The sequence below is a fragment of the Acetivibrio straminisolvens JCM 21531 genome (assembly GCF_000521465.1).
In the GTDB taxonomy this organism is placed as follows: domain Bacteria; phylum Bacillota; class Clostridia; order Acetivibrionales; family Acetivibrionaceae; genus Hungateiclostridium; species Hungateiclostridium straminisolvens.
In genome coordinates, this window is the sequence record NZ_BAVR01000007.1 from 40,869 (window position 1) to 62,545 (window position 21,677).

General features: G+C 39.5%; 13 protein-coding genes and 6 pseudogenes. 13 read left to right on the forward strand and 6 right to left on the reverse strand.

All coding sequences use genetic code 11. The features are described from left to right. Positions 1-19: 19 nt before the first annotated feature. From JCM21531_RS03075 to typA, 6 genes and pseudogenes are all read right to left on the reverse strand, one after another. Positions 20-1,675: a peptidoglycan D,D-transpeptidase FtsI family protein gene (locus JCM21531_RS03075; RefSeq protein WP_038287270.1), complete on the reverse strand. Its 1,656-nt coding sequence runs from the start codon at positions 1,673-1,675 to the stop codon at positions 20-22. Between the two features lie 154 nt (positions 1,676-1,829). Then, entirely contained in the window at positions 1,830-3,065 is a 1,236-nt protein-coding gene (locus JCM21531_RS03080) for a peptidase U32 family protein (RefSeq protein WP_038287273.1), read from the reverse strand. 56 nt (positions 3,066-3,121) lie between these two features. After that, entirely contained in the window at positions 3,122-3,760 is a 639-nt protein-coding gene (locus JCM21531_RS03085) for an O-methyltransferase (protein ID WP_038287275.1), read from the reverse strand. Between the two features lie 78 nt (positions 3,761-3,838). Continuing rightward, positions 3,839-4,489, reverse strand: a complete 651-nt coding sequence (mltG, locus tag JCM21531_RS20295; RefSeq protein WP_243467136.1) for an endolytic transglycosylase MltG — start codon at positions 4,487-4,489, stop codon at positions 3,839-3,841. Then, positions 4,429-4,959, reverse strand: a complete 531-nt coding sequence (locus JCM21531_RS20300) for an endolytic transglycosylase MltG (RefSeq protein WP_243467137.1) — start codon at positions 4,957-4,959, stop codon at positions 4,429-4,431. Before JCM21531_RS20300 ends, mltG begins: the two co-directional genes overlap by 61 nt. A gap of 63 nt (positions 4,960-5,022) precedes the next feature. Next, positions 5,023-6,844, reverse strand: a pseudogene (gene typA, locus JCM21531_RS03095) (translational GTPase TypA). Between the two features lie 307 nt (positions 6,845-7,151). Here typA and rpsB point away from each other — a divergent pair. The 13 genes and pseudogenes from rpsB (at position 7,152) to JCM21531_RS03160 (ending at position 21,538) form a co-directional block, all read left to right on the forward strand. Further along, positions 7,152-7,910 carry a 30S ribosomal protein S2 gene (gene rpsB / locus JCM21531_RS03100; RefSeq protein WP_038287277.1) on the forward strand — a complete coding sequence of 253 codons (759 nt, stop codon included), beginning with the start codon at positions 7,152-7,154 and terminating at the stop codon, positions 7,908-7,910. A gap of 198 nt (positions 7,911-8,108) precedes the next feature. Then, on the forward strand, positions 8,109-8,756 hold the full coding sequence (tsf, locus tag JCM21531_RS03105; RefSeq protein WP_038287279.1) for a translation elongation factor Ts: 648 nt from the start codon (positions 8,109-8,111) through the stop codon (positions 8,754-8,756). 138 nt (positions 8,757-8,894) lie between these two features. Continuing rightward, positions 8,895-9,601, forward strand: a pseudogene (pyrH, locus tag JCM21531_RS03110) (UMP kinase). Between the two features lie 60 nt (positions 9,602-9,661). Then, positions 9,662-10,171, forward strand: coding sequence for a ribosome recycling factor (gene frr / locus JCM21531_RS03115; RefSeq protein WP_054846978.1), 510 nt, complete (start codon positions 9,662-9,664; stop codon positions 10,169-10,171). 2 nt (positions 10,172-10,173) lie between these two features. Beyond that, on the forward strand, positions 10,174-10,374 hold the full coding sequence (locus JCM21531_RS03120) for a hypothetical protein (RefSeq protein WP_038287283.1): 201 nt from the start codon (positions 10,174-10,176) through the stop codon (positions 10,372-10,374). A 119-nt stretch (positions 10,375-10,493) separates the two neighbouring features. Continuing rightward, positions 10,494-11,253, forward strand: a pseudogene (gene uppS, locus JCM21531_RS03125) (undecaprenyl pyrophosphate synthase). 281 nt (positions 11,254-11,534) lie between these two features. Beyond that, positions 11,535-12,072: pseudogene (locus JCM21531_RS03130) on the forward strand (phosphatidate cytidylyltransferase). Between the two features lie 47 nt (positions 12,073-12,119). Continuing rightward, complete coding sequence (locus JCM21531_RS03135; protein ID WP_038287284.1) at positions 12,120-13,265, forward strand: 1-deoxy-D-xylulose-5-phosphate reductoisomerase; 1,146 nt, start codon at positions 12,120-12,122, stop codon at positions 13,263-13,265. Between the two features lie 105 nt (positions 13,266-13,370). Further along, positions 13,371-14,642, forward strand: coding sequence for an RIP metalloprotease RseP (rseP, locus tag JCM21531_RS03140; protein ID WP_038287286.1), 1,272 nt, complete (start codon positions 13,371-13,373; stop codon positions 14,640-14,642). 68 nt (positions 14,643-14,710) lie between these two features. Beyond that, positions 14,711-15,769: pseudogene (gene ispG, locus JCM21531_RS03145) on the forward strand (flavodoxin-dependent (E)-4-hydroxy-3-methylbut-2-enyl-diphosphate synthase). A gap of 20 nt (positions 15,770-15,789) precedes the next feature. After that, a pseudogene (locus JCM21531_RS03150) lies at positions 15,790-20,091 on the forward strand (PolC-type DNA polymerase III). Positions 20,092-20,138: 47 nt separating this feature from the next. Then, complete coding sequence (locus JCM21531_RS03155) at positions 20,139-21,260, forward strand: copper amine oxidase N-terminal domain-containing protein (protein WP_038287288.1); 1,122 nt, start codon at positions 20,139-20,141, stop codon at positions 21,258-21,260. Further along, a complete protein-coding gene (locus JCM21531_RS03160) occupies positions 21,245-21,538 on the forward strand; it encodes a hypothetical protein (protein ID WP_038287290.1) in 294 nt (97 codons plus the stop codon). The genes JCM21531_RS03155 and JCM21531_RS03160 overlap by 16 nt, the downstream gene beginning before the upstream one ends. Positions 21,539-21,677: the final 139 nt, after the last annotated feature.

The window sequence follows — 21,677 nt, forward strand, 5'->3', positions numbered from 1 at the left end:
GTGCCAGTACAACAATAAATTAGAAGCCCTTTTTCAAGATAGTCTTGGCAATCTCCTCAAAGATGGGAGCAGCTATTGCTCCACCGCTTTTTCCGTCTTCAATAAATACTGCGACCGAATATTTCGGATCAAGCCGTGGAAAATATCCGGCAAACCACGCATGAACAACTTTTTCACCGTTAATGTATTGACCCGTTTCGGCACTTCCGGTTTTTCCGCCGGCGCCGCCGTACTCACTTAGGTTTGCTCTGGTTCCGGTACCGCTGACTGTAACTTCCTCCATAAGCTGTTTTATTTTATCGCATACTCCTTTATCTATAATTCTTTGGCCTTTATTTTTTCTGATTACTTTTACAGTATTTCCTTTACTGTCAACTATGGAATCGACAATATTCACATTGTTCTTAATTCCACCGTTGGCAATAGTGGCAACCATATCTGCAACCTGAAGGGGAGTTGCCAGAACATCTCCTTGACCTATGGAAATATTTGCGGTATCTCCGTAGGTGAAGCTGTCGGGTTTTGGAAGAATACCGGCCGATTCTTCAACGCCTTGGGCATCAATGCCGGTGACTTGGCCGAAGCCAAATTTAATTGCTGTTTCTATTATGCTTTTTGGACCAATTTTAATGCCCAGCTCAATAAAATACGGGTTGCAGGAGGATGCAAAGGCTTCGTGCAGGTCAATTAATCCATGTCCCCCTCTTCCGTAAGCGGAGCATCTGAATTCTTTGTCTCCCAAAATCACATATCCCGGGCAATAGTAATACATCGACGGATCTATATTTTTGCTGTAGGCACTGGCCAGGTCGATAATTTTAAATATGGAGCCGAGATTGTAGGATGCCACGGCTCTATTAAACAACTCGTTGTCCGGACTCTCCAGATATTTCTCGATTTCATTGGGGTTGTAATCGGGCTTGCTTACCATAGCAACAATATCTCCGGAATTAACCTCTTCTATTACGACAGCACCTTTGAGATTATACCTCTCCATGACTTCTTCAGCTGTTTTCTGGATATTATAATCAATGGTCAGCTTTACATTCAGCTTTTCATTGATTTTAACGGGATTTATAAATCGATAGCCAAGACCCTTTACAGGGTTGTCTTTGGCGTCGGTTATGACTGCGATACTGCTTTGGGAGTCTTGTTTAAGATAATTTTCATAAGCTTTTTCAATACCTGTTTGTCCTGTCATATCAATTTTATTCAGGTAGCCAACAACATGCTTGGCAGGCGTACTGTCGTCATATCTTTCAAGGGAGTGTATAAAGGATATACCTTGAACTTTTTCTTTTATAAGAAGCTCTTTTTTATTTTCATCTACACTTATTTTTAAGGGTTCTTTTTTAATTTCAACCTGTCTTTTGATTTCATTAAAATTAAGTTCCAGAATGTTTGATATCTTTAAAAGATCGCTTGTGTTATCTTTAAGATAAAGCGGCTGTATTATTACATCCACTTTCTTTTTTCTGTTGGTTAGGGGAATAAGGTTTCTGTCAAGTATGTTTCCTCTTGGCACATCGACAGGAAGGTTGGTTACTTTTTGGGCAGTTGCCTGTATGAAAAGCTTTTCACCCATAACCAGTTGTATATAAAGCGCTCTTAATATAAGCAGCATGATTGAAAGAGTAAATACTGCAAGAATAATTTTATTGCGTTTGATAGACATAGAAAGCCCCCTTGTATTAATTAGTATTATTAATTAATTTTTCCAAATAGCGGGGCCTTTATACTTGTTTTTTAGTATTTGCAAAAAAACTGAAGTCCGTCACAGGACCTCAGTTTAGAACAGATTTACAATATTAACCGCTTATTTACAGGGTTTACTCATTAGGACTGCTTTTTCGCCTAAGCATTGTATATTCCTCTACATCTTCTTTCATGGGCATGTATACCGTCATTTGAGGGTGGGGAGCAACGTCTATATCTTCACCGTCAGCATTTTTCATCCATTCGATTTTCTGAATAAAGAAATCGCCCTGAGGGTTTACCACTTCTATTTCTTCACCTTTGTACATACGGTTTCTTTGTTCTATTGTTGCTATTTTTGTGTCCTTATCGTATTTTTGGACAACTCCTACAAAGTCATACTCTCTTATATATGAACTGGTGGCATAAATCTGATCTTTTGGCCCGGGCTTGTTGAAGAAAAAGCCTGTGGTAAATTCCCTGTGACTGACTTTGCAAACCTCATCAAAGAGTCGAGGGTCAAATCTATAGCTGTCTTTGTTTTGATAGTAGGCATCTAAAGCTTCGCGATATGCCTTTACAACTGTTGCGACATAAAAGGAGCTTTTCATCCGTCCCTCAATTTTGAGACTGGAAACTCCGGCCTCTATTAGTTCCGGTATATGCTCAATCATACAAAGGTCTCTCGAATTGAAAATGAATGTACCTCTTTCATTTTCATATACCGGGAAGTATTCACCGGGCCTTTTTTCCTCCATCAAGTAGTATTTCCATCTGCAGGGATGGGCACACAGTCCTCTGTTGGAATCCCTGCCGGCCATGTAATTACTGAGAAGGCACCTTCCGGAATAGGAGATACACATAGCTCCGTGGACAAAAACTTCAAGCTCCAAAGAATCGGGAGTTTTTTCTCTTATTTCGCGGATTTCATTAAGGGACAGTTCTCTTGCAAGTATCACTCTTTTTACGCCCTGGTCATGCCAGAAGCGGGCGCTCATAAAATTGGTGTTGTTGGCCTGGGTGCTTAAATGTATTTCCATATCCGGGGCCACTTCTTTTACCATTGAGAAAACACCGGGATCAGACAGTATTATGGCATCAACTCCGATACTTGCAACTTCTTTTATATACTTGGGAATTCTCTTTAAATCCTCATTGTGAGGGAATATATTCATGGTTATATATATTTTTTTTCCTTTATTGTGGGCAAATTCCACTCCTGCTTTCAACTCATCCATTGTGAAATTCTCGGCATAGGCTCTAAGACTAAACTCCTCTCCGCCGAGATAAACGGCATCTGCACCGTATAAAACAGCCATTTTCAGTTTTTCGAGGCTGCCGGCAGGTGCAAGCAGTTCAGCTTTTTTCATATACTTCACTCCTAATCAGATGATAAAATTCTGCTATGGATGCAACAAAAAGAGGGCTATTTTTTAAAGCTTATTGCCACTCCGTCACCGACAGGCAGAATGCTTGTCTCAAGTTCATCCATGCTGCAAATAGTCTTAAGGTAAGTTCTCAACCTTTTTACAATAGTTTTTTTTCTTCTTACGACAAGTTCATCCGTTGCAACCATTCCCTTATACAGGATATTGTCTGATATAAGAAGCCCCCCGCTCCTTAGAAGCCTCAGACACTCGGGAAGAAATTCCGGGTATTGGCCTTTGGCGGCATCCAAAAATATCATGTCGTATTTATGTTCAAGGCATTTGAGGACATCTAAGGCATCGCCTTCAATTATGTTTATGACTTCCTTAAGTCCTGCTTTTTCAATATTCTCTCTGGCTCTTTCCAGCATCAACTCGTATCTGTCAATTGTATCAATTCTTCCTCCCGGCGAAAGCACGGTGGAGAAGAGGATGGCAGAATAACCTATGGCTGTCCCTACTTCTAAAATACGGGAGGGTTTAAGGGTTAGACCTATTACTTTAAGAAGGGATGCCACTTCCGGATGTACAATAGGAACATGATTCTCTTTGGCAAAAACCTCGAGCTCTGCCAAAAGCCCGTCATTTTTCTTTATTGTATTTCTAATATAGTCGTTTATATATTCATAAGAAATCATTTTTATTCAGTCCTTATAGAGATTATAAAAATTGTGAGGATTTTTTGAAATCCTCACAACAGTTTTTTATAGCATTGCTTAATTTGCTTCGTATTTTTTAACGGCTTCCAAATGCTCCGCCAAAGTCTTTGAAAACTCGTGGCTTCCATCACCTTTAGCTACAAAGAACAGATACTCCGATTCTTCGTCGGGGTACAATGCCGCTTCTATGGCAGCAAGACCCGGGGAGCATATAGGCCCCGGCGGAAGTCCTTCAAAAAGGTATGTGTTATACGGGTGGTTGATCTTGGTATCCTCATCGGATAATTTCTCCTTCATTTTACCCTGAGTATTATATAAAACATATTGCACGGTAGCACAGGATTGAAGCTTTTTTAGCTCAGGGTTCGAAGACTTCAGCCTGTTATGAAATACGCTGGAAACAATCGCCCGTTCTTCGGGGAGAGCTGTTTCCCTTTCTATAATGGAAGCAAGAATAATTACTTCGTCAACTGTCATGTTGAGCTCTTTAGCTCTTTCGTAGAATTCCGGCTTAAATTTTGCATCAAAGTTGTCCAGAAACTTTTCAATTATTGCCCGTTCTCCTCCCTTTGGGTCAAAGAAATAGGTGTCGGGGAAGAGGTAGCCCTCAAGCCTGTTTTTTCTTTCCGGGCTGTCGGGAATATCTTTTAAGAATTTATATTCAAATTCTTCGGTATTGCAGGCTTCAATAAAATCCTCTTTGTCCACAACTTTTTTTCGCTTAGAATATCTGCAATTTGGTCTGAGTTTTTACCTTCAATTATAGTGACGGTGGTTGTAACAGGGTTGCTACACAGTATCTCCATAATTTCTTTATATCCAAGGTTTTTGTCTACAATATGTTTTCCCGACTTGTAGCGGCCGTCATAACCGTTAAATTTTGAAACAAACTTAAACCAAAAAGGAGAACTTATTACCCCTTCTTTATTAAGTATATTTGCAATGTCATCGGTATTAGCACCACGGGGGATTTCGACCTGAATACCTTTTTCGGGGTCTATTTTTGCCAAAACTTCCTCATAGTTGATTTCTTCCTCATTTACAAAATATGTGTAAGAAGCCAGGGTGCTTATTGTAAATATAATAAGGAAGACAAGAAAGTACAAAATCAAAGATGGAAATTTATTCCCACTCTTTTTTGCTTTATTTTTTGATGCTGCCGAACTGCTTCCATTCATTATTCTCACCACCCAATATTCTTTTTATTACATAAATCTTTGTGTTGTACATCTTAGATAAAATTATTCTTTTCTTCTTGCCTTTGCCCGAAGCTCTGTATTGAGGATTTTCTTTCTAAGTCGAATATTCTTTGGAGTAACTTCTACCAGTTCGTCGTCTTCGATAAACTCCAAACACTGCTCCAGGCTTAGTATTACGGGAGGAGTAAGTCTTAAGGCTTCGTCCGAACCGGATGCTCTCATATTGGTAACGTGTTTCTTTTTGCAAACGTTAATAACAATATCTTCCGCCCTAGAATTCTCTCCCACTATCATACCTTCGTATACCTTTGTCCCGGGCGTAATGAACAGAGAACCTCTTTCCTGGGCATTATAAAGGCCATAGGTGACAGCTTCTCCATCCTCCCATGCAACCATTGAGCCTCTCTGTCTTCTCGGTATTTCTCCTTTGAAAGGTTCAAAACCATGGAAGACATGATTCATTATACCATTTCCCTTCGTATCAGTCAAAAATTCCGACCTGTATCCGATAAGCCCTCTTGAAGGAATTTTAAATTCCAGTCTCATATAGCCCTGTTGGAAGAATGCATATTTACCATTTCAGCTTTGCGGCTTCCCAGCTTTTCCATAACGACACCCATAAAGTCCTCGGGAACATCAATGATCAAGTACTCAATAGGCTCATACAGTTCACCGTTGACTTCCTTGTAAATAACACTGGGCTTGGAAACCTGAAATTCATAGCCTTCACGCCTCATTGTTTCAATCAATATTGAAAGATGAAGTTCGCCCCTTCCGGATACCTTGAAGGAGTCGGGAGAATCGGTTTCTTCGACCCTAAGGCTCACATTGGTTTCCAATTCTCTAAAAAGCCTGTCTCTAAGATGTCTTGAAGTAACAAAAGTTCCTTCGCGTCCTGCAAATGGGCTGTTGTTTACGATAAAGGTCATGGAAATTGTGGGCTCGTCTATGTCAATAAAAGGTAAAGGTTCCGGTGCGCTGATATCGCAAACTGTTTCACCGATATTAATATTGCCGATACCCGACACTGCAACAATATCTCCCATCATCGCAGAGTCAGCTTCAATTCTTTTGAGGCCGTTAAACACGTAGAGCCTGCTTATCTTGACATTTTCAACACTTCCGTCCTTTTTACACAAAACAGCTTGCTGTCCTGTTTTGATTATACCCTTTCGACTCTTCCTACTGCTATTCTTCCCACATAACCGTCATAATCTATATTTGATACCAAAAGCTGAAGCGGTTTGTCCATATAACCTTGGGGAGCAGGTACGTGATTTATCAAGGTCTCAAACAGCGGTTCAAGATTTTTCGGCTCGTCATTCAAGTTGTGTATAGCATAGCCTTCTCTTGAAGAGGCATATACAATCGGAAAATCAATCTGCTCATCATCTGCTCCAAGTTCGATGAACAACTCAAGAACCTCATCCACAACTTCAATGGGCCGCGCTTCCGGTCTGTCAATTTTGTTTATTACAACTATAGGTTTTAAATTAAGCTGAAGAGCTTTTTTGAGTACGAATCTTGTTTGGGGCATGGTGCCTTCAAAGGAGTCAACCAATAAAAGAACACCGTCAACCATTCCAAGCACCCGTTCAACTTCGCCGCCAAAGTCAGCGTGCCCCGGGGTGTCAACAATATTAATTTTGATATTCTTATAAGTTACGGCAGTGTTTTTTGCGAGAATTGTAATGCCTCTCTCTCTTTCCAAATCATTTGAGTCCATTACTCTTTCCTGAATCTGTTCATTTTCTCTAAATATACCGCTTTGTCTCAACATTGCATCTACAAGCGTTGTTTTCCCGTGATCGACATGGGCAATTATAGCGACATTTCTGATGTTTTCTCTAATATTTCCTTTAATATTTTCCACAAAAATCTCCCTCTAAATCGTTAAAAATTCAATTATTTTAATAACTATATTATTGTAAAATAGGTATTGGGTCTTGTCAATAAAGTAGGAATACAGAAAAGTACCGAATTGGAAATATAATTGATATGGCCTTAATTGATTTTCGTAAAAAATTTTATTTATTATTGATAAAAGAATAACTATGTGTTATACTACTAGACGGAAAATACGCACGCAAGCTTGATTTATGGGATGGTGCCGCAAGGTTCCCCATAAAGATGAAGGTTGCGGAGGTATAAAACTAATGGAGGTGCTTTAAATGTCAGTTATTTCAATGAAACAATTGTTAGAAGCAGGTGTTCACTTCGGTCATCAGACCAGAAGATGGAACCCGAAAATGGCCGAGTACATTTTCACAGAAAGGAACGGTATCTATATTATAGACCTTCAGAAGACTGTGAAAAAGGTTGAAGAGGCTTATTATTTTATCAGAGAAGTGGCAATGAACGGCCAGGGAATTCTTTTTGTAGGTACGAAGAAGCAGGCTCAGGATTCCATAAAGGAAGAAGCACAAAGAGCAGATCAGTTCTACGTAAATGCAAGATGGCTCGGTGGAATGCTCACCAACTTCAAGACAATCAAAGGAAGAATAAACAGGTTAAAAGAGCTTATCAAAATGGAAGAGGAAGGCGTTTTTGACGTTCTGCCGAAGAAAGAAGTTATAAAGCTTAAGGGTGAAAGGGAAAAGCTGGAAAAGTATCTGGGAGGAATCAAAGAGATGAAAGAACTTCCCGGAGCATTGTTTGTAGTGGATCCCAGAAAAGAAAGAATTGCGATACTCGAAGCTAGAAGGCTCGGCATTCCTGTAGTTGCAATTGTTGATACCAACTGCGATCCGGACGAAGTGGATTATGTAATTCCCGGAAATGACGATGCCATCAGAGCTGTTAAGTTGATTGCATCAAAAATTGCAGATGCTATTATAGAAGGAAGACAGGGCGAGCAGCTCTCGGTTGAAAGCAGCTCGGAAGAAGCAGTTGAAGAAAGTGTTGAGGAAGAAGTTTCTGTAGAAGCTTAAAAATTTTCCGACTTCAGCGGATTGTTATGCTGAAGTCGGATTTTAGGTATCTTTTAATGATAGGAAAGATATAAAAGCTTTTGAGATGATGTCTCAAACTTTTTTCGGTAAGGTTTAAAAAACACCTTAAATGAGAATAATATTCAAAAATCAGCTTATAAATTTTTGAGAAATTAATATTGTTTGGAGGAATTCAGAATGATTACTGCTGAAATGGTTAAGGAGCTTCGTGAAAGAACCGGAGCAGGCATGATGGATTGTAAGAAAGCTCTTGCGGATGCAAATGGTAATATGGAAAAGGCTATTGAGCTTTTGAGAGAAAAAGGATTGGCGGCAGCAGCTAAGAAAGCAGGAAGAATTGCAGCGGAAGGTTTGGTTGATGCTTATATCCATGGTGACGGAAGAATAGGCGTATTGGTCGAAGTTAATATTGAGACGGATTTTGCCGCTAAAAATGAAGATTTTAAAGCTTTTGTAAAAGACATTGCAATGCATATTGCAGCAAGCAAGCCTGAATACATAAGTAGAGATGAAGTTCCCGCGGAAAAGGTTGAAAAAGAGAAAGAAATTCTTAGAGCTCAGGCATTAAATGAAGGAAAACCTGAAAAGATTGTCGATAAGATGGTTGAAGGAAGAATAGACAAGTTTTATAAAGAAATATGTCTTTTAGAGCAACCTTTTATAAAAGACCCAGACAAGACAATACAACAGCTTCTCACTGAGAAGATAGCTCTTATAGGCGAAAATATCAATATCAGAAGATTTGTAAGATTTGAAAGAGGCGAAGGTATAGAAAAGAAGGAAGAAAACTTTGCCGAGGAAGTTATGAAGCAAATAGGCGGATAAATCTCAAGTAGTTAAGGGAACATATAAAGTTACTTTATATGTTCCTTTTTAGGGATTATTGTTATTTTAATAAAATACTGTTTCCAATTGTAATGTTTGTGTGTTAGAATAACATTAAGGAGCGGAGGATTATCTTTAATGCAAAAAACAAAGTATAAAAGAGTTATGTTGAAAATAAGCGGTGAAGCTTGGCAGGAGAAAAGAAGATGGGGCTTGATACCGATACAATAAATGAAATTTCAAGAAATATAAAAGAAGTCTACAATATGGGAGTTGAGATTGCTATTGTTGTAGGGGGTGGAAACTTTTGGAGAGGTAGAAGCGGAAAAGGAATGGATCGTACTACAGCGGATCATATGGGGATGCTTGCAACAGTCATAAATGCGTTAGGACTTCAGGATGCCCTTGAATCCCAGGGGGTGCCTACGAGGGTTCAGACAGCCATCGAAATGCGTCAGATAGCAGAGCCGTATATACGAAGGAAGGCTGTAAGGCATTTGGAAAAGAGGAGGATTGTTATTTTTGCGTGTGGAACGGGGAATCCCTTCTTTTCGACAGACACTACAGCCGCTTTGCGTGCAGCAGAGATTGATGCAGAAGTTATACTTCTTGCAAAGAAGGTTGATGGCGTATATGACAGTGACCCCAATCTAAACCCTGATGCAAAGAAGTTTGATAAGCTTTCGTTTATGGATGTAATCAATAAAGGTCTGGGAGTAATGGATTCAACTGCTGCTTCCCTTTGCAAAGACAACAATATCCCGATAATAGTTTTTGGGCTCAATGAACCGGGAAATATTGTGAAAGCTGTATTGGGTGATAACATCGGCACAATAGTAATGTAAATAGAGGAGGAATATGTCAATGGAAGAGTATAAGAATATTGAAGAAAAGATGAAAAAACCATTAGTGTGTTAAAAGATGAGCTAAATACTGTCAGAGCAGGAAGGGCAAACGCAGCGATATTAGATAGGATAATGGTTGAGTATTACGGTGTGCCTACACCGATTAATCAGCTTGGTACTATTTCAATACCGGAGCCAAGGGTTATTATGATTCAACCTTGGGATGTCCAGATATTGAAGGAAATAGAAAAGGAAATTCAAAAATCTGATATTGGCATAAATCCGAATAATGACGGCAAGGTTATTAGATTGGTTTTCCCTCCGCTCACTGAGGAAAGAAGAAAAGAACTTACAAAGCTTGCCAGAAAATACGGAGAAGACTCCAAAGTCGCTATTAGGTCAATAAGAAGAGACGGACTTGAAAAAATGAAATCCATGAAAAAGAACGGCGAAATTACCGAAGATGATCTCAAGAATGCAGAAAAAGAAATCCAGAACCTTACTGACAAATATATTGCGGAAATAGATAAGGTTGTTGAATCAAAAGAGAAAGAAATATTAGAGGTTTAGCCATGAAGGCTGAAAATGTTATTGGTTTTACATTGGAAGAAGCAAGAAACATGCTGAAAGACACAGGAGGGAAGATTGCTTCTGTTAGGATGACATCTCCGCCTAAGGCTGAACTTACTGATATTTGTGACTATTACAGAGTGATAAATGCAATTGATAAAGGTGAAGAAGGAATTGAACTTATTGTTTGCAAACCCCTCTAAATAAGAGGGGTTTTAAAATTGTATCGGTGAAATGAATTTGTTGCTTTTATTGCTGCTTATATATATAATATAATAATTAGTAGTAAAAGTATTTTTGCTAGTAGGTTTTGGAGGTTATAATGAGTTTTTTGAAAAATATATTTAAAATAAGGAATTGGAAAAAAAGTGATATAGATTACAACAAATTACCGGCTCATATTGCAATTATAATGGATGGGAATGGCAGATGGGCAAAGAAAAGAGCGCTTCCGCGTTCTGTAGGTCACAGAGAAGGTGCAAAGACTCTGAAGGAAATAACTACATTTTGCGGAGAGATCGGAATAAAGTATCTCACTGTTTATGCTTTCTCAACGGAGAATTGGAAGAGACCTAAAAGCGAAGTTGATGCTTTGATGAATCTTCTTTTAGACTATCTGAAAAATGCCGAAACCCATATTGGCGGAAAAAAACGTTCGAATACAGGTTATAGGTGATGTCAGCGTATTTGACGATAAGATAAAAAAAGAAATAGACAGGGTTACGAAACTTACTTCAAAAAATACCGGGTTGATTTTGAATATCGCATTGAATTACGGCAGCAGGGCAGAGATTGTGCATGCAGCAAAAAAAATAGCAAAGGAAGTTTCCGAGGGCAAATTGAAAGTCGATGATATTGATGAGAAAGTGTTAAATGACGGTCTATACACTGCTATGATACCGGATCCTGATCTATTGATTCGTCCCGGAGGAGAAAAAAGGCTCAGCAATTTTCTGTTATGGCAGTCGGCATATACCGAATTTTGGTATACTGATGTACTCTGGCCCGATTTTAAGAAGGAGCACATTTTAGATGCTATTTTTGAGTATCAGAAGAGAAACAGAAGATTTGGAGGGATATAGAGTTGCTAAAACCAGAGTGTAAGTGCGTTAATAGCAGTTATTATATTGATCGCAGTGGTATGTTCGGGGCAAATAATTCTTGGGATATCGGTTTTTTTTGTTTCCTTGCTTGCAATGTATGAGTATTTTAAGTCTTTGAGGAATGCCGGTTACAGGCCTGTCAGGGCAGTAGCTACATTTCGTGTGCCGGTATTTTGCTTCTTTGTTTCGACAGAGTACCAAAAACTCTTTTCCTTGAACAGATATTATCTTTTAAAACATTGATATTTGCTGTTTTTATTATGATTGTAGCCCTATTTTCGTTTAGTATTTTTTTACATAGTAAATACAATATTGTGGATATTTCACTGACTTTTTTCGGTGTTTTCTATATAGCGTTTTTATTATCATTTATTGTCTTCACAAGGAATTTAAATAACGGTTTTTTCTTTGTATGGCTTATATTTATCGGGGCTTTTTCCACCGACACCATGGCATATTTCGCCGGACGCTTTTTCGGAAAACACAAGCTTATGCCGCTATTAGCCCTAAAAAAACAGTAGAAGGAGCAATTGGCGGAGTAATAGGCTGTGCATTGACAAGTCTGCTTTATGGCTTGTATTTGAATAAAAGTGGCTCTATTGGCTTTATTCCATATTATCACTTCTTGCTTATGGGGATTTTGTGCGGTATTATATCCAGGTGGGAGATTGGGCAGCTTCTGCAATAAAACGGTTTGTCAAAGTTAAGGATTTTGGCAATATAATGCCGGGGCACGGCGGAGCCTTGACAGGTTTGACAGTATATTATTTACCGCTCCTGTGGTATACTTTTATTTAAGCTGGATTATTTAGGCTGCTTTGATGAATAAGCATAAGGAGGATAATATGGTAAACAGGATTTCAATTCTTGGCTCTACAGGTTCTATAGGTGTTCAGACCTTGGATGTGGCCAGAAATTTGAATATAAAAGTTGAAGGATTGGCGGCAAATAAAAACATAGATTTGCTTGAAAAACAGGCAAGAGAGTTTTATCCCAAGATAGTCGCGGTAAAAGATGAAGAGCTGGCGAAGGTTTTAAGCGCAAGGCTTTCAGAAACGGATTGTAAAGTGGTAGGTGGAATTGAAGGGCTTAAAATGGTGGCTTCCATTGAAAGTGTGGAAACTGTAGTTACCTCTATAGTGGGGATAGCTGGCCTTATTCCTACCATGGAGGCCATAAAGCATAAAAAAAATATAGCACTGGCAAACAAAGAAACCCTTGTAACCGCAGGGCATATTGTTATGTCCGAAGCCTCCAGGATGGAAGTTAAGATTCTTCCGGTAGATAGTGAGCATTCTGCTATTTTTCAAAGCTTAATGGGTAATAATAAGGAAGATGTGTCAAAGATAATTTTGACTGCATCGGGAGGTCCTTTTAGAGGCAGAAAGAGGGAACAGCTTGAGAATGTAACGCTTAAGGAGGCCCTAAAACATCCGAACTGGAGCATGGGCAGTAAAATAACTATTGATTCGGCAACTTTGATGAATAAAGGATTGGAAGTTATTGAGGCTCGTTGGCTTTTTGATATGCCGCAAGAAGATATTGAGGTTTTAGTTCATCCTCAGAGCATCATTCATTCAATGGTTGAATACAAAGACGGCTCTATAATAGCCCAGTTGGGATCACCGGATATGAGACTTCCCATACAGTTTGCTCTCACATATCCGGACAGAAAGCCAAATAACTTTTCAAAGCTTGACATTATCAAGAACGGAAGTCTTACCTTTGAGGTTCCTGACCTTGAGGCTTTTCCGTGTCTTGAGCTTGCTTTTGAGGCGTTAAGAGCCGGAGGTACCATGCCTGCAGTGCTCAACGCAGCCAATGAAGAAGCTGTAGGATTGTTTATGGAGGAGAAAATAAGGTTTTTGGATATACCCCGAATCATAGAAAATGTAATGGGGAGACATTCAATCAAGTCCGACCCTGGCATTGACGATATAATTGATGTCGATTTATGGGCAAGGAAAATAGTTAGGGAAGTTGTTAATTAAATATCTGGTTTTAGTTTATTTGCTGTACATAATATGAGACAATGAAAGATTTGTATTACTCTCGATTTGGATAATGTATGACACAATCAATTTCAGGAGGTTTTTATGAGATTTTTATTGGTTATTCTGGCTTTTGATTTTATAATTATTATTCATGAGCTTGGACACTTTATTGTTGCCAAACTGTCGGGCATAAAGGTTGAAGAGTTTTCTCTCTTTGTAGGTCCGAAGCTTTTTTCCGTCAAGCGCGGTGAGACGGCCTATTCATTGCGTTTGTTTCCGATACTTGCCTACGTCAAGATGGAGGGAGAAGAGGAAGAATCGGACAGCGAAAGGGCCTTTAGCAACAAGCCGGTATGGGTGCGGGCTGCAGTGGTGGCGGCAGGACCGTTGGCCAATTTGATTTCAGCATTCCTGATAATATCAATAGTGTATTATACGACGGGTTATACCACAAGAACTGTGGGTGTTGTTCAGGAAGGTTCTGCAGCTTATAATGTCGGTATCGAAAAAGGAGACACTATTGTCGGCTACGACGGCAAGAGAATATATGATCCTCTGGAAGTTATCCAGTTTTTGTATATATCCAAAGGAGAAAAAACAACAATTGAATTTGTAAGAAACGGAACTAAGATAAAAAAAGATATCGAGCCTGCGATAGAGAGGACTTACCAGTTGGGTTATTATTCCGAATCGGTGGAAAACTCCAATGTTATTGCTGAGTTGGTTAACGGTGGAGCTTTAGAAAAAGCCGGTGCAAAACCTGGGGATAAGATTGTGAAGCTGAATGATATAGAAGTTGGCGGTATTGACCAAATAAGGGATTTTTTAAAAGAGAATAAGGAGCAGCCGGTTAGTGTAACTATTTTGAGAGACGGAAAAGAAATGGCTTTTAATGTTGTACCGCAATTCGTCGAGAATTACGCATTGGGTATAGCCTTTACCCGGGCAAAGGGAGGCAATATTTTAGATGTTATGAAGAACGGTGCAATGTTTACCTATTCCAACATACGTATGGTGCCATACAGCCTGTACTGGCTTGTGACGGGTCAGGTATCCCTAAATCAGATGACAGGTCCGGTGGGGATTGTCAGCACAATGAATGATGTGGCCCAGCAAAGTGATACCTTTAAAGATGCGGTTTTGAACATACTCCTTTGGACTGCTTTGATAAGTGCCGCAATTGGTGCAACAAACCTTGTGCCTTTCCCGGCTCTTGACGGAAGCAAGCTTCTTATTCTTGCGATTGAGGCGATAAGCAGAAGGAAGATTCCTTTGGAGAAGGAAGCGATTATTACATCAATAGGGTTTGTTATTTTGATAGGCCTTTCAATATTTGTAATGGCAAATGACATAATTAGATTTATAATTAAATAAAAAGCATAAAGATTGCTTGATATAAATAGTACGAAGTAATATCAAAAAGAAAGAAGAGAGTTTTAAATATGGAGTATATTAAAAGAAAGCAAACGAGAACGGTAAGAGTTGGAGATGTATATATAGGCGGAGATGCCAAAATTACAGTTCAGTCCATGACCAACACCGATACGAGGGATGTCGGGTCTACCGTAAATCAAATAAAAATGCTTGAGGATATGGGATGTGAAATTATTAGAGTTGCTGTCGTGGACAAGGAAGCAGCAGAGGCGATAAAGTTAATAAAAAAGTCTATTAGGATTCCGCTGGTAGCCGATATTCATTTTGATTATCGGCTTGCTATATCCAGCATGGAAAACGGAGCTGACAAGATTAGATTAAATCCCGGAAACATAGGAGACAAAGAAAGGGTAAAAAAAAGTTGTTGAGGTTGCAAAGTCAAGGCAGATACCCATTCGCATAGGAGTGAATTCCGGATCCCTTGAGAAAAATATTGTTGAAAAATATGGAGGAATAACTCCTGAGGCAATGGTAGAAAGTGCATTAGGACATGCCCGGATATTGGAGGAACTGGATTTTCACAATATAGTAATCTCCTTAAAGGCTTCAAATGTGCCAATGACTATAGCAGCTTACCGGTTGATATCAGAGAAAACGGATTATCCTTTACATATTGGCGTTACCGAGGCTGGAACCGTTTTTAAAGGCACTATCAAATCCTGTGCCGGTTTGGGTTGCCTTTTGGCCGAGGGAATAGGGGACACGGTAAGAGTATCGCTGACTGGGGACCCCAAAGAAGAAGTTTTGGTCGGACATGAACTGCTTAGAGCTTTAGGAATAGAAAAGGGCGGAATTGAGTTTGTTTCCTGCCCTACATGCGGAAGATGCCAGATTGATCTAATCGGAATAGCCGAAAAAGTAGAGAAAAGACTTGGGGGACTTGATAAAAATATCAAGGTAGCAATTATGGGTTGTGCCGTAAACGGACCGGGCGAAGCCAAGGAAGCGGATATTGCATTGCCGGAGGAAAAGGTGAGGTATTGCTGTTTAAAAAGGGAGATATAGTTCGCAAGATTCCGCAGGAAAGAGCAGTGGAAGAACTTATGGAGGAAATACTGAAGATGTGAGAAAAGGTGGGGAGGAATTGGTGCAAAATGTATTGATGAAGGATAAAAGGCTCTCGGATCTTTTTCCTGAGGTAATTAATAATGACGTTGACAGAGAGCTTTTTAGTGCTGCAAGAATACATAATATTAATGTCTATAAAAAATCCAGAAAACTGGAGATTTTTATTGTTTCGGACACACTAATACCTGCAAAGACCCTCGATGATGTGGAGCAGAGCTTTAAAAGGATGTTTGGGCTTGAACAGGTTCATCTCAGGGTTTCCTTTAATATTGCGCTTTCCATAGAGGAAGTGCTTGATAAATACTGGGACAGCATACTCTATATGACAAAGAAAAATATTGCGTTGTGCCGTGGAATATTAAGCGGATGCAAGTGGAAAATAGAGGATAAAAAGCTTTGCATTTATCTCAAGACAAAGGGAACGGAGATTTTGAAATGCAAGAATTGCGACACTTTAATTGAAAATATAATAAAAGAATGTTTTGGATTGCAGATAAGGGTTGAGTTTAAGGATTCTGAAATAAATGAGGATAAAATAAACGAGTATATTGAGTTTAAAGAGAATGAGGAAGCAAAGGTTGTAACCGATACGGTTATCAAGAATATTGCAAAGCCTGTGAAAACCTCCGGCGATTCAAAGAAGAGTGCACCTTTGGATTCAGGAGACAAGTCGGAGGTTATTTTAGGTAAAAACTTTAATGACAGTGTTATGAACATGTCCGAAGTGACGCAGGATTCCGGCAGAATTGCCGTAAAGGGTGAGATAATAAGGACGGAAACCAGGGAACTAAAAAGCGGCAAGCTGCTTTATATATTTGATGTAACGGATCTTACCAGCTCCCTCACTGTTAAGATTTTTCTGGACAAGGACAAGTCCGGAAGCGTTATGGAGAGGATTAAGGAAAAGGCAAATGTAAAGATTCGCGGCGAGCAGTATGATAAATTTTCAAGGGAGCTGACGGTGTTGGCTTCGGATATTGTTGAGGTTTCTGTGCAGACGAGAAACGACAATGCCGGTGAAAAGAGGGTGGAGCTTCATCTTCACACACAGATGAGTGCAATGGATGGAGTTACATCGGTTAAAGACCTGATAAAGCGGGCTGCCCAGTGGGGGCACAAGGCAATAGCCGTAACCGACCACGGAGTGGTACAGGCTTATCCTGATGCTTGTGATGCGGCCAAAAAGAATAAAATAAAGGTTATTTACGGAATTGAAGCATATCTTCTTGATGATTCCGTCCCCATCGTCTATCGTTCTAACGGACATCCTGTTGACGGTGAGTTTGTGGTATTTGATATTGAGACAACCGGTCTTTCGGCTGATAAAGATAAAATAACGGAAATCGGTGCGGTAAAAATAAAGGAAGGTAAAATTGTCGATACCTTCAGCACATTTGTGAATCCTGAAATTCCGATACCGGAGTTAATAGTCAATTTGACAGGTATTACTGACGATTTAGTTGCCGATGCTCCGACCATTGACAAGGCTTTGCCTCAGTTTTTGGAGTTTGTGGGCAATTCTCCTTTGGTGGCTCATAATGCGGTTTTTGATACGGGATTTATCAGGTATAATGCTTTTCTTATGAATAAGAATGTTGAAAATCCGGTGATTGATACCCTTGAGCTTTCAAGACAGATGTTTCCGGAGCTAAAAAAACATAAGCTGGACATAGTAGCAAAGCATCTTGGGGTATCCTTGGAAAACCATCATAGGGCTTGACGATGCAAAAGCTTGTGCGGGTATTTTTATTAAATGCCTTGAGATACTGGCCCAAAAGAATGTTAAAACCATTGACGATATACAGAATGCTTTTGAGGATTGCTGGAATTATCAAAAGGCGAATTCATATCATGCCATTATACTTGTAAAAAATTATATAGGTCTTAAGAATCTTTATAAGATTGTGTCCAAGACTCATTTGGAATATTTTCACAAAAGGCCGAGGCTTCCAAAAAAGCTTTTAATGGCATACCGGGAAGGTCTTATTCTGGGAAGTGCTTGTGAGGCGGGAGAGCTTTACCGTGCAATTCTTGAAAACAAGGACGAACAAGAGATTGCAAAGATTGCGAGATTTTATGATTATCTTGAAATACAGCCTTTAGGCAATAACCGTTTTCTTCTTGACAGCGGAAAAGTAAACAGTGAGGAAGACTTGAAAAATATAAACAGAAAAATTGTTGCTCTCGGTGAAAAGTACAACAAGCCGGTGGTTGCCACCTGCGATGTCCATTTCATGGATCCGGAGGATGAGGTTTTCCGCAGGATACTTATGGCAGGACAAGGCTTTTCCGATGCGGATAACCAGGCACCGCTGTATTTCAGGACCACCGATGAAATGCTTAAGGAGTTTGATTACCTTGGCGAGGAAAATGCTACGAAGTAGTTGTAACCAATACCAATTTGATTGCAGATATGTGCGAAGATATACTTCCCATACCGGACGGGACTTTTCCGCCTAAAATCGAAGGTGCCGAAGAGGAAATAAGGATGCTTGCCCAAAACAAGGCCTGTGAGATTTATGGGGATACTCTTCCCGACATTGTGGAAAAGCGTATGGAGAAGGAGCTTAACTCGATAATAACCAACGGCTTTTCGGTTATGTATATCATTGCGCAAAAGCTGGTATGGAAATCCTTGAGCGACGGCTATCTGGTAGGTTCGAGGGGATCTGTCGGTTCGTCATTTGTTGCCTACCTCATAGGCATAACCGAGGTTAACTCTCTTCCGCCCCACTACATATGCGAAAGCTGCAAATATTCGGAGTTTGTTTTGGACGGAAGCTACGGATGCGGTTTTGACATGCCGGACAAGGAATGCCCCAATTGCGGAAGAAGCTTAAAGAAAGACGGATATGATATTCCTTTTGAAACCTTTTTGGGATTTGAAGGAGATAAAGAGCCTGATATTGACCTCAACTTTTCGGGAGAATACCAACCGGTAGCACATAAATATACCGAAGAACTCTTTGGTGTGGGACATGTTTACAGAGCCGGTACTATTGGAACAATTGCAGAGAAGACAGCCTACGGTTTTGTAAAAAACTACTTGGACGAAAGGAACATAGTTGCGACCAATGCGGAAATCAACCGGCTGGTCAAGGGGTGTACCGGTGTAAAGAGGACTACCGGACAGCATCCGGGGGGAGTTATGATAGTTCCTCAAGACAGAGAAATTTATGAGTTTTGCCCGATACAGTATCCGGCAGACGATTCGACCTCCGGTACTATCACAACCCATTTTGATTACCATTCCATAAGCGGAAGGCTTTTAAAGCTTGATATACTGGGTCATGACGACCCTACGGTTATAAGGATGCTTGAGGATTTGACCGGGGTTAATGCCAGAACAATCCCCATAGGGAGAAGAAAACAATGGGTATATTCAGCAGTACCGAACCGCTGGGAATAAACCCCGAAGATATAAACAGTCCAGTGGGAACTTTTGCGATTCCCGAATTCGGAACCAAGTTTGTAAGGCAGATGCTTGTAGACACCAAGCCCAAAACTTTTTCCGAGCTTATAAGGATTTCGGGGCTTTCCCACGGAACAGATGTTTGGCTCAACAATGCCCAGGACCTTGTGAGAAGCAATATTGCATCATTGTCCGAGGTTATATGTACCAGGATGATATAATGCTCAATCTCATACACTATGGTCTTCCGAATAAGACAGCATTTAAGATTATGGAAGATGTCAGAAAGGGTAAGGGACTTAAGGAAGAGTATGAACAGATAATGAGAGAGAAAAATGTACCGGATTGGTACATAGGTTCCTGTAAAAAAATAAAGTACATGTTTCCGAAAGCCCATGCGGCTGCGTATGTTATGATGGCTTTTAGAATTGCATGGTTTAAGGTATACTATCCTGAAGCATTTTATGCAACATATTTTACCGTAAGGGCGGATGAATTTGATGCTGCTATGATGTGCCATGGAAAGGATAGAGTAATAAACAAGATTCGGGAGTTTGAACTCAAGGGAAACAACATGACTCAGAAAGAAAAGAATACCCTTACCATACTTGAGGTTGCCAACGAAATGTATGCAAGGGGCATAAAGTTTTTGCCCATAGACATTTATAAATCCGATGCCGTAAAGTTTAAGATTGAAAAAGATGGGCTCAGGCCGCCTTTGAATGCCCTTCAAGGACTTGGAACTTCTGCAGCACAGAGTATAGTTGAGGCAAGAAACAACGGTGAGTTATATCTGTGGATGACTTGAGAATAAGAGCCAAAGTAAGTAAGACTGTCATAGAAATTTTGCAGCAGAGCGGATGCCTTGACGGTTTGCCTGAGAGCAATCAGATAAGTTTGTTTGGCTAATGTTTTGCTTTGAATTTTTAGCATTAAAATTTTTTGGGGGAATCACTTTGAAGAAAATTCTTATGCCGGTAATGATTCTTTTGTGTGTTGTTTTACTGACCTGTGTTGCAGGAGCGGTAAAAGAGGGAGAAAAAATAGCGATAAACTTTAAAGTGGGCGATGAAATCTTATACATTAACGGTAAAGAGGTCAAGGTTGAAAGACCTGTTGTTGTAAATGGAGTAACCCTTGTACCCGTAAGAGTTATTACAGAAGCCTTTGGTGCCCGGGTTGACTGGAATGGGCAGCAAAGATGTGTTACTCTAGACTACAGCCAAGTTGCAATAAAGCTGTACATTGATAATAAAAAAGCATATGTGGACGGTACTGCCGTAGAGCTTTTGGAGGCCCCGAGGATAATAAACGGCAGGACAATGGTTCCTTTAAGGTTTATAACGGAAAATTTTGGAGCAGATGTGGATTATAATGACTATACAAAGCAGATCACGGTTGTAAAAGTAAATGCAAATAGTGTAAAAGATTTTAGCCTTATTTTAAAGAAAACAGCCAAGGAGAAAGTAGGGGACAGTTACTACGGGTGGTCGGCAGATTTTCCTAAAAATTTAAACTTAAATTACAGAAGTTTTAGCGGTAATGTAAATATATTTGTGCACAAGTATATAAACTGCTCTATCATAATCAGCATATTACAGCAGGGAGAATTTACAATTGACAACATTCTTTCCATGGAGTTAAGCACGATAAAAGACCGTTATACTTTGATTGGGCAGGAGAAAGGCGATTCTTATGCCAAAGTAGTGTACAGAGATGAAGCGTATGCCTATGAGGACAGGTTTTATGTAAATGAAGGCAAAGTGTATTTTGTAAACTTGATTTTTGAAGATTACAACAGTTACAAAGCCAACCGGGACGTTCAAAAGTTTCTCGATTCTTTCAGCGTTAAATTTGTGGATGACGGAAGTGTTGAAGACCTTTCGGATGTCACAAAAGAGGGTTTTAGGCTCTATACAAATAATAATTTAAAATATTCAATAGATGTTTTGGCTGACTGGATGGAGGTAAAAAATAGTGATGCCGAAAACATGGTTAGCTTTATAGATAATTTGGGAAACCAAGTTTACATTAATATTTATTCTTATGAAAAGGCCTTTCATTGGATGATGTGGTAAAGTCGGATATTGATTATATCAAAAAGGAATACGCTTCTGAGACATATAAGCTTGAAAATATCAATGATGTTGAGATAGGCGGCAAAAAAGCAAAGGAACTTCTGTATGTAAAAAAAGACGGTGATACGACCGAATATATTATTGAAATATTTATGATAGGTGAAAACTATAAATACAATACCGGCTGCGTCTTGACCCAGGATACCTATAACGACAAGAAATACAGGCAAAAAATACTGGATATGATGTGTTCTTTCAAATTTGATGAACCTGATTAAGGTGAAATAGTTTACATATTTGATACCGCTTCTTTGACATTGAAGAAAATAGGTATTCTATTAAATTTGAATAATAATTATAATTAATGCTAATAAAATGTTGATAATTACGAATAATAATGTTATAATACTTTTGGAC

Excerpts from the sequence above, each read along its gene's own strand:
- JCM21531_RS03075 (WP_038287270.1), bottom strand. The coding sequence starts at position 1,675 with ATGTCTATCAAACGCAATAAAATTATTCTTGCAGTATTTACTCTTTCA.
- JCM21531_RS03080 (WP_038287273.1), bottom strand. The coding sequence starts at position 3,065 with ATGAAAAAAGCTGAACTGCTTGCACCTGCCGGCAGCCTCGAAAAACTG.
- JCM21531_RS03085 (WP_038287275.1), bottom strand. The coding sequence starts at position 3,760 with ATGATTTCTTATGAATATATAAACGACTATATTAGAAATACAATAAAG.
- JCM21531_RS20300 (WP_243467137.1), bottom strand. The coding sequence starts at position 4,959 with ATGAATGGAAGCAGTTCGGCAGCATCAAAAAATAAAGCAAAAAAGAGT.
- rpsB (WP_038287277.1), top strand. The coding sequence starts at position 7,152 with ATGTCAGTTATTTCAATGAAACAATTGTTAGAAGCAGGTGTTCACTTC.
- tsf (WP_038287279.1), top strand. The coding sequence starts at position 8,109 with ATGATTACTGCTGAAATGGTTAAGGAGCTTCGTGAAAGAACCGGAGCA.
- JCM21531_RS03120 (WP_038287283.1), top strand. The coding sequence starts at position 10,174 with ATGAAGGCTGAAAATGTTATTGGTTTTACATTGGAAGAAGCAAGAAAC.
- JCM21531_RS03135 (WP_038287284.1), top strand. The coding sequence starts at position 12,120 with ATGGTAAACAGGATTTCAATTCTTGGCTCTACAGGTTCTATAGGTGTT.
- rseP (WP_038287286.1), top strand. The coding sequence starts at position 13,371 with ATGAGATTTTTATTGGTTATTCTGGCTTTTGATTTTATAATTATTATT.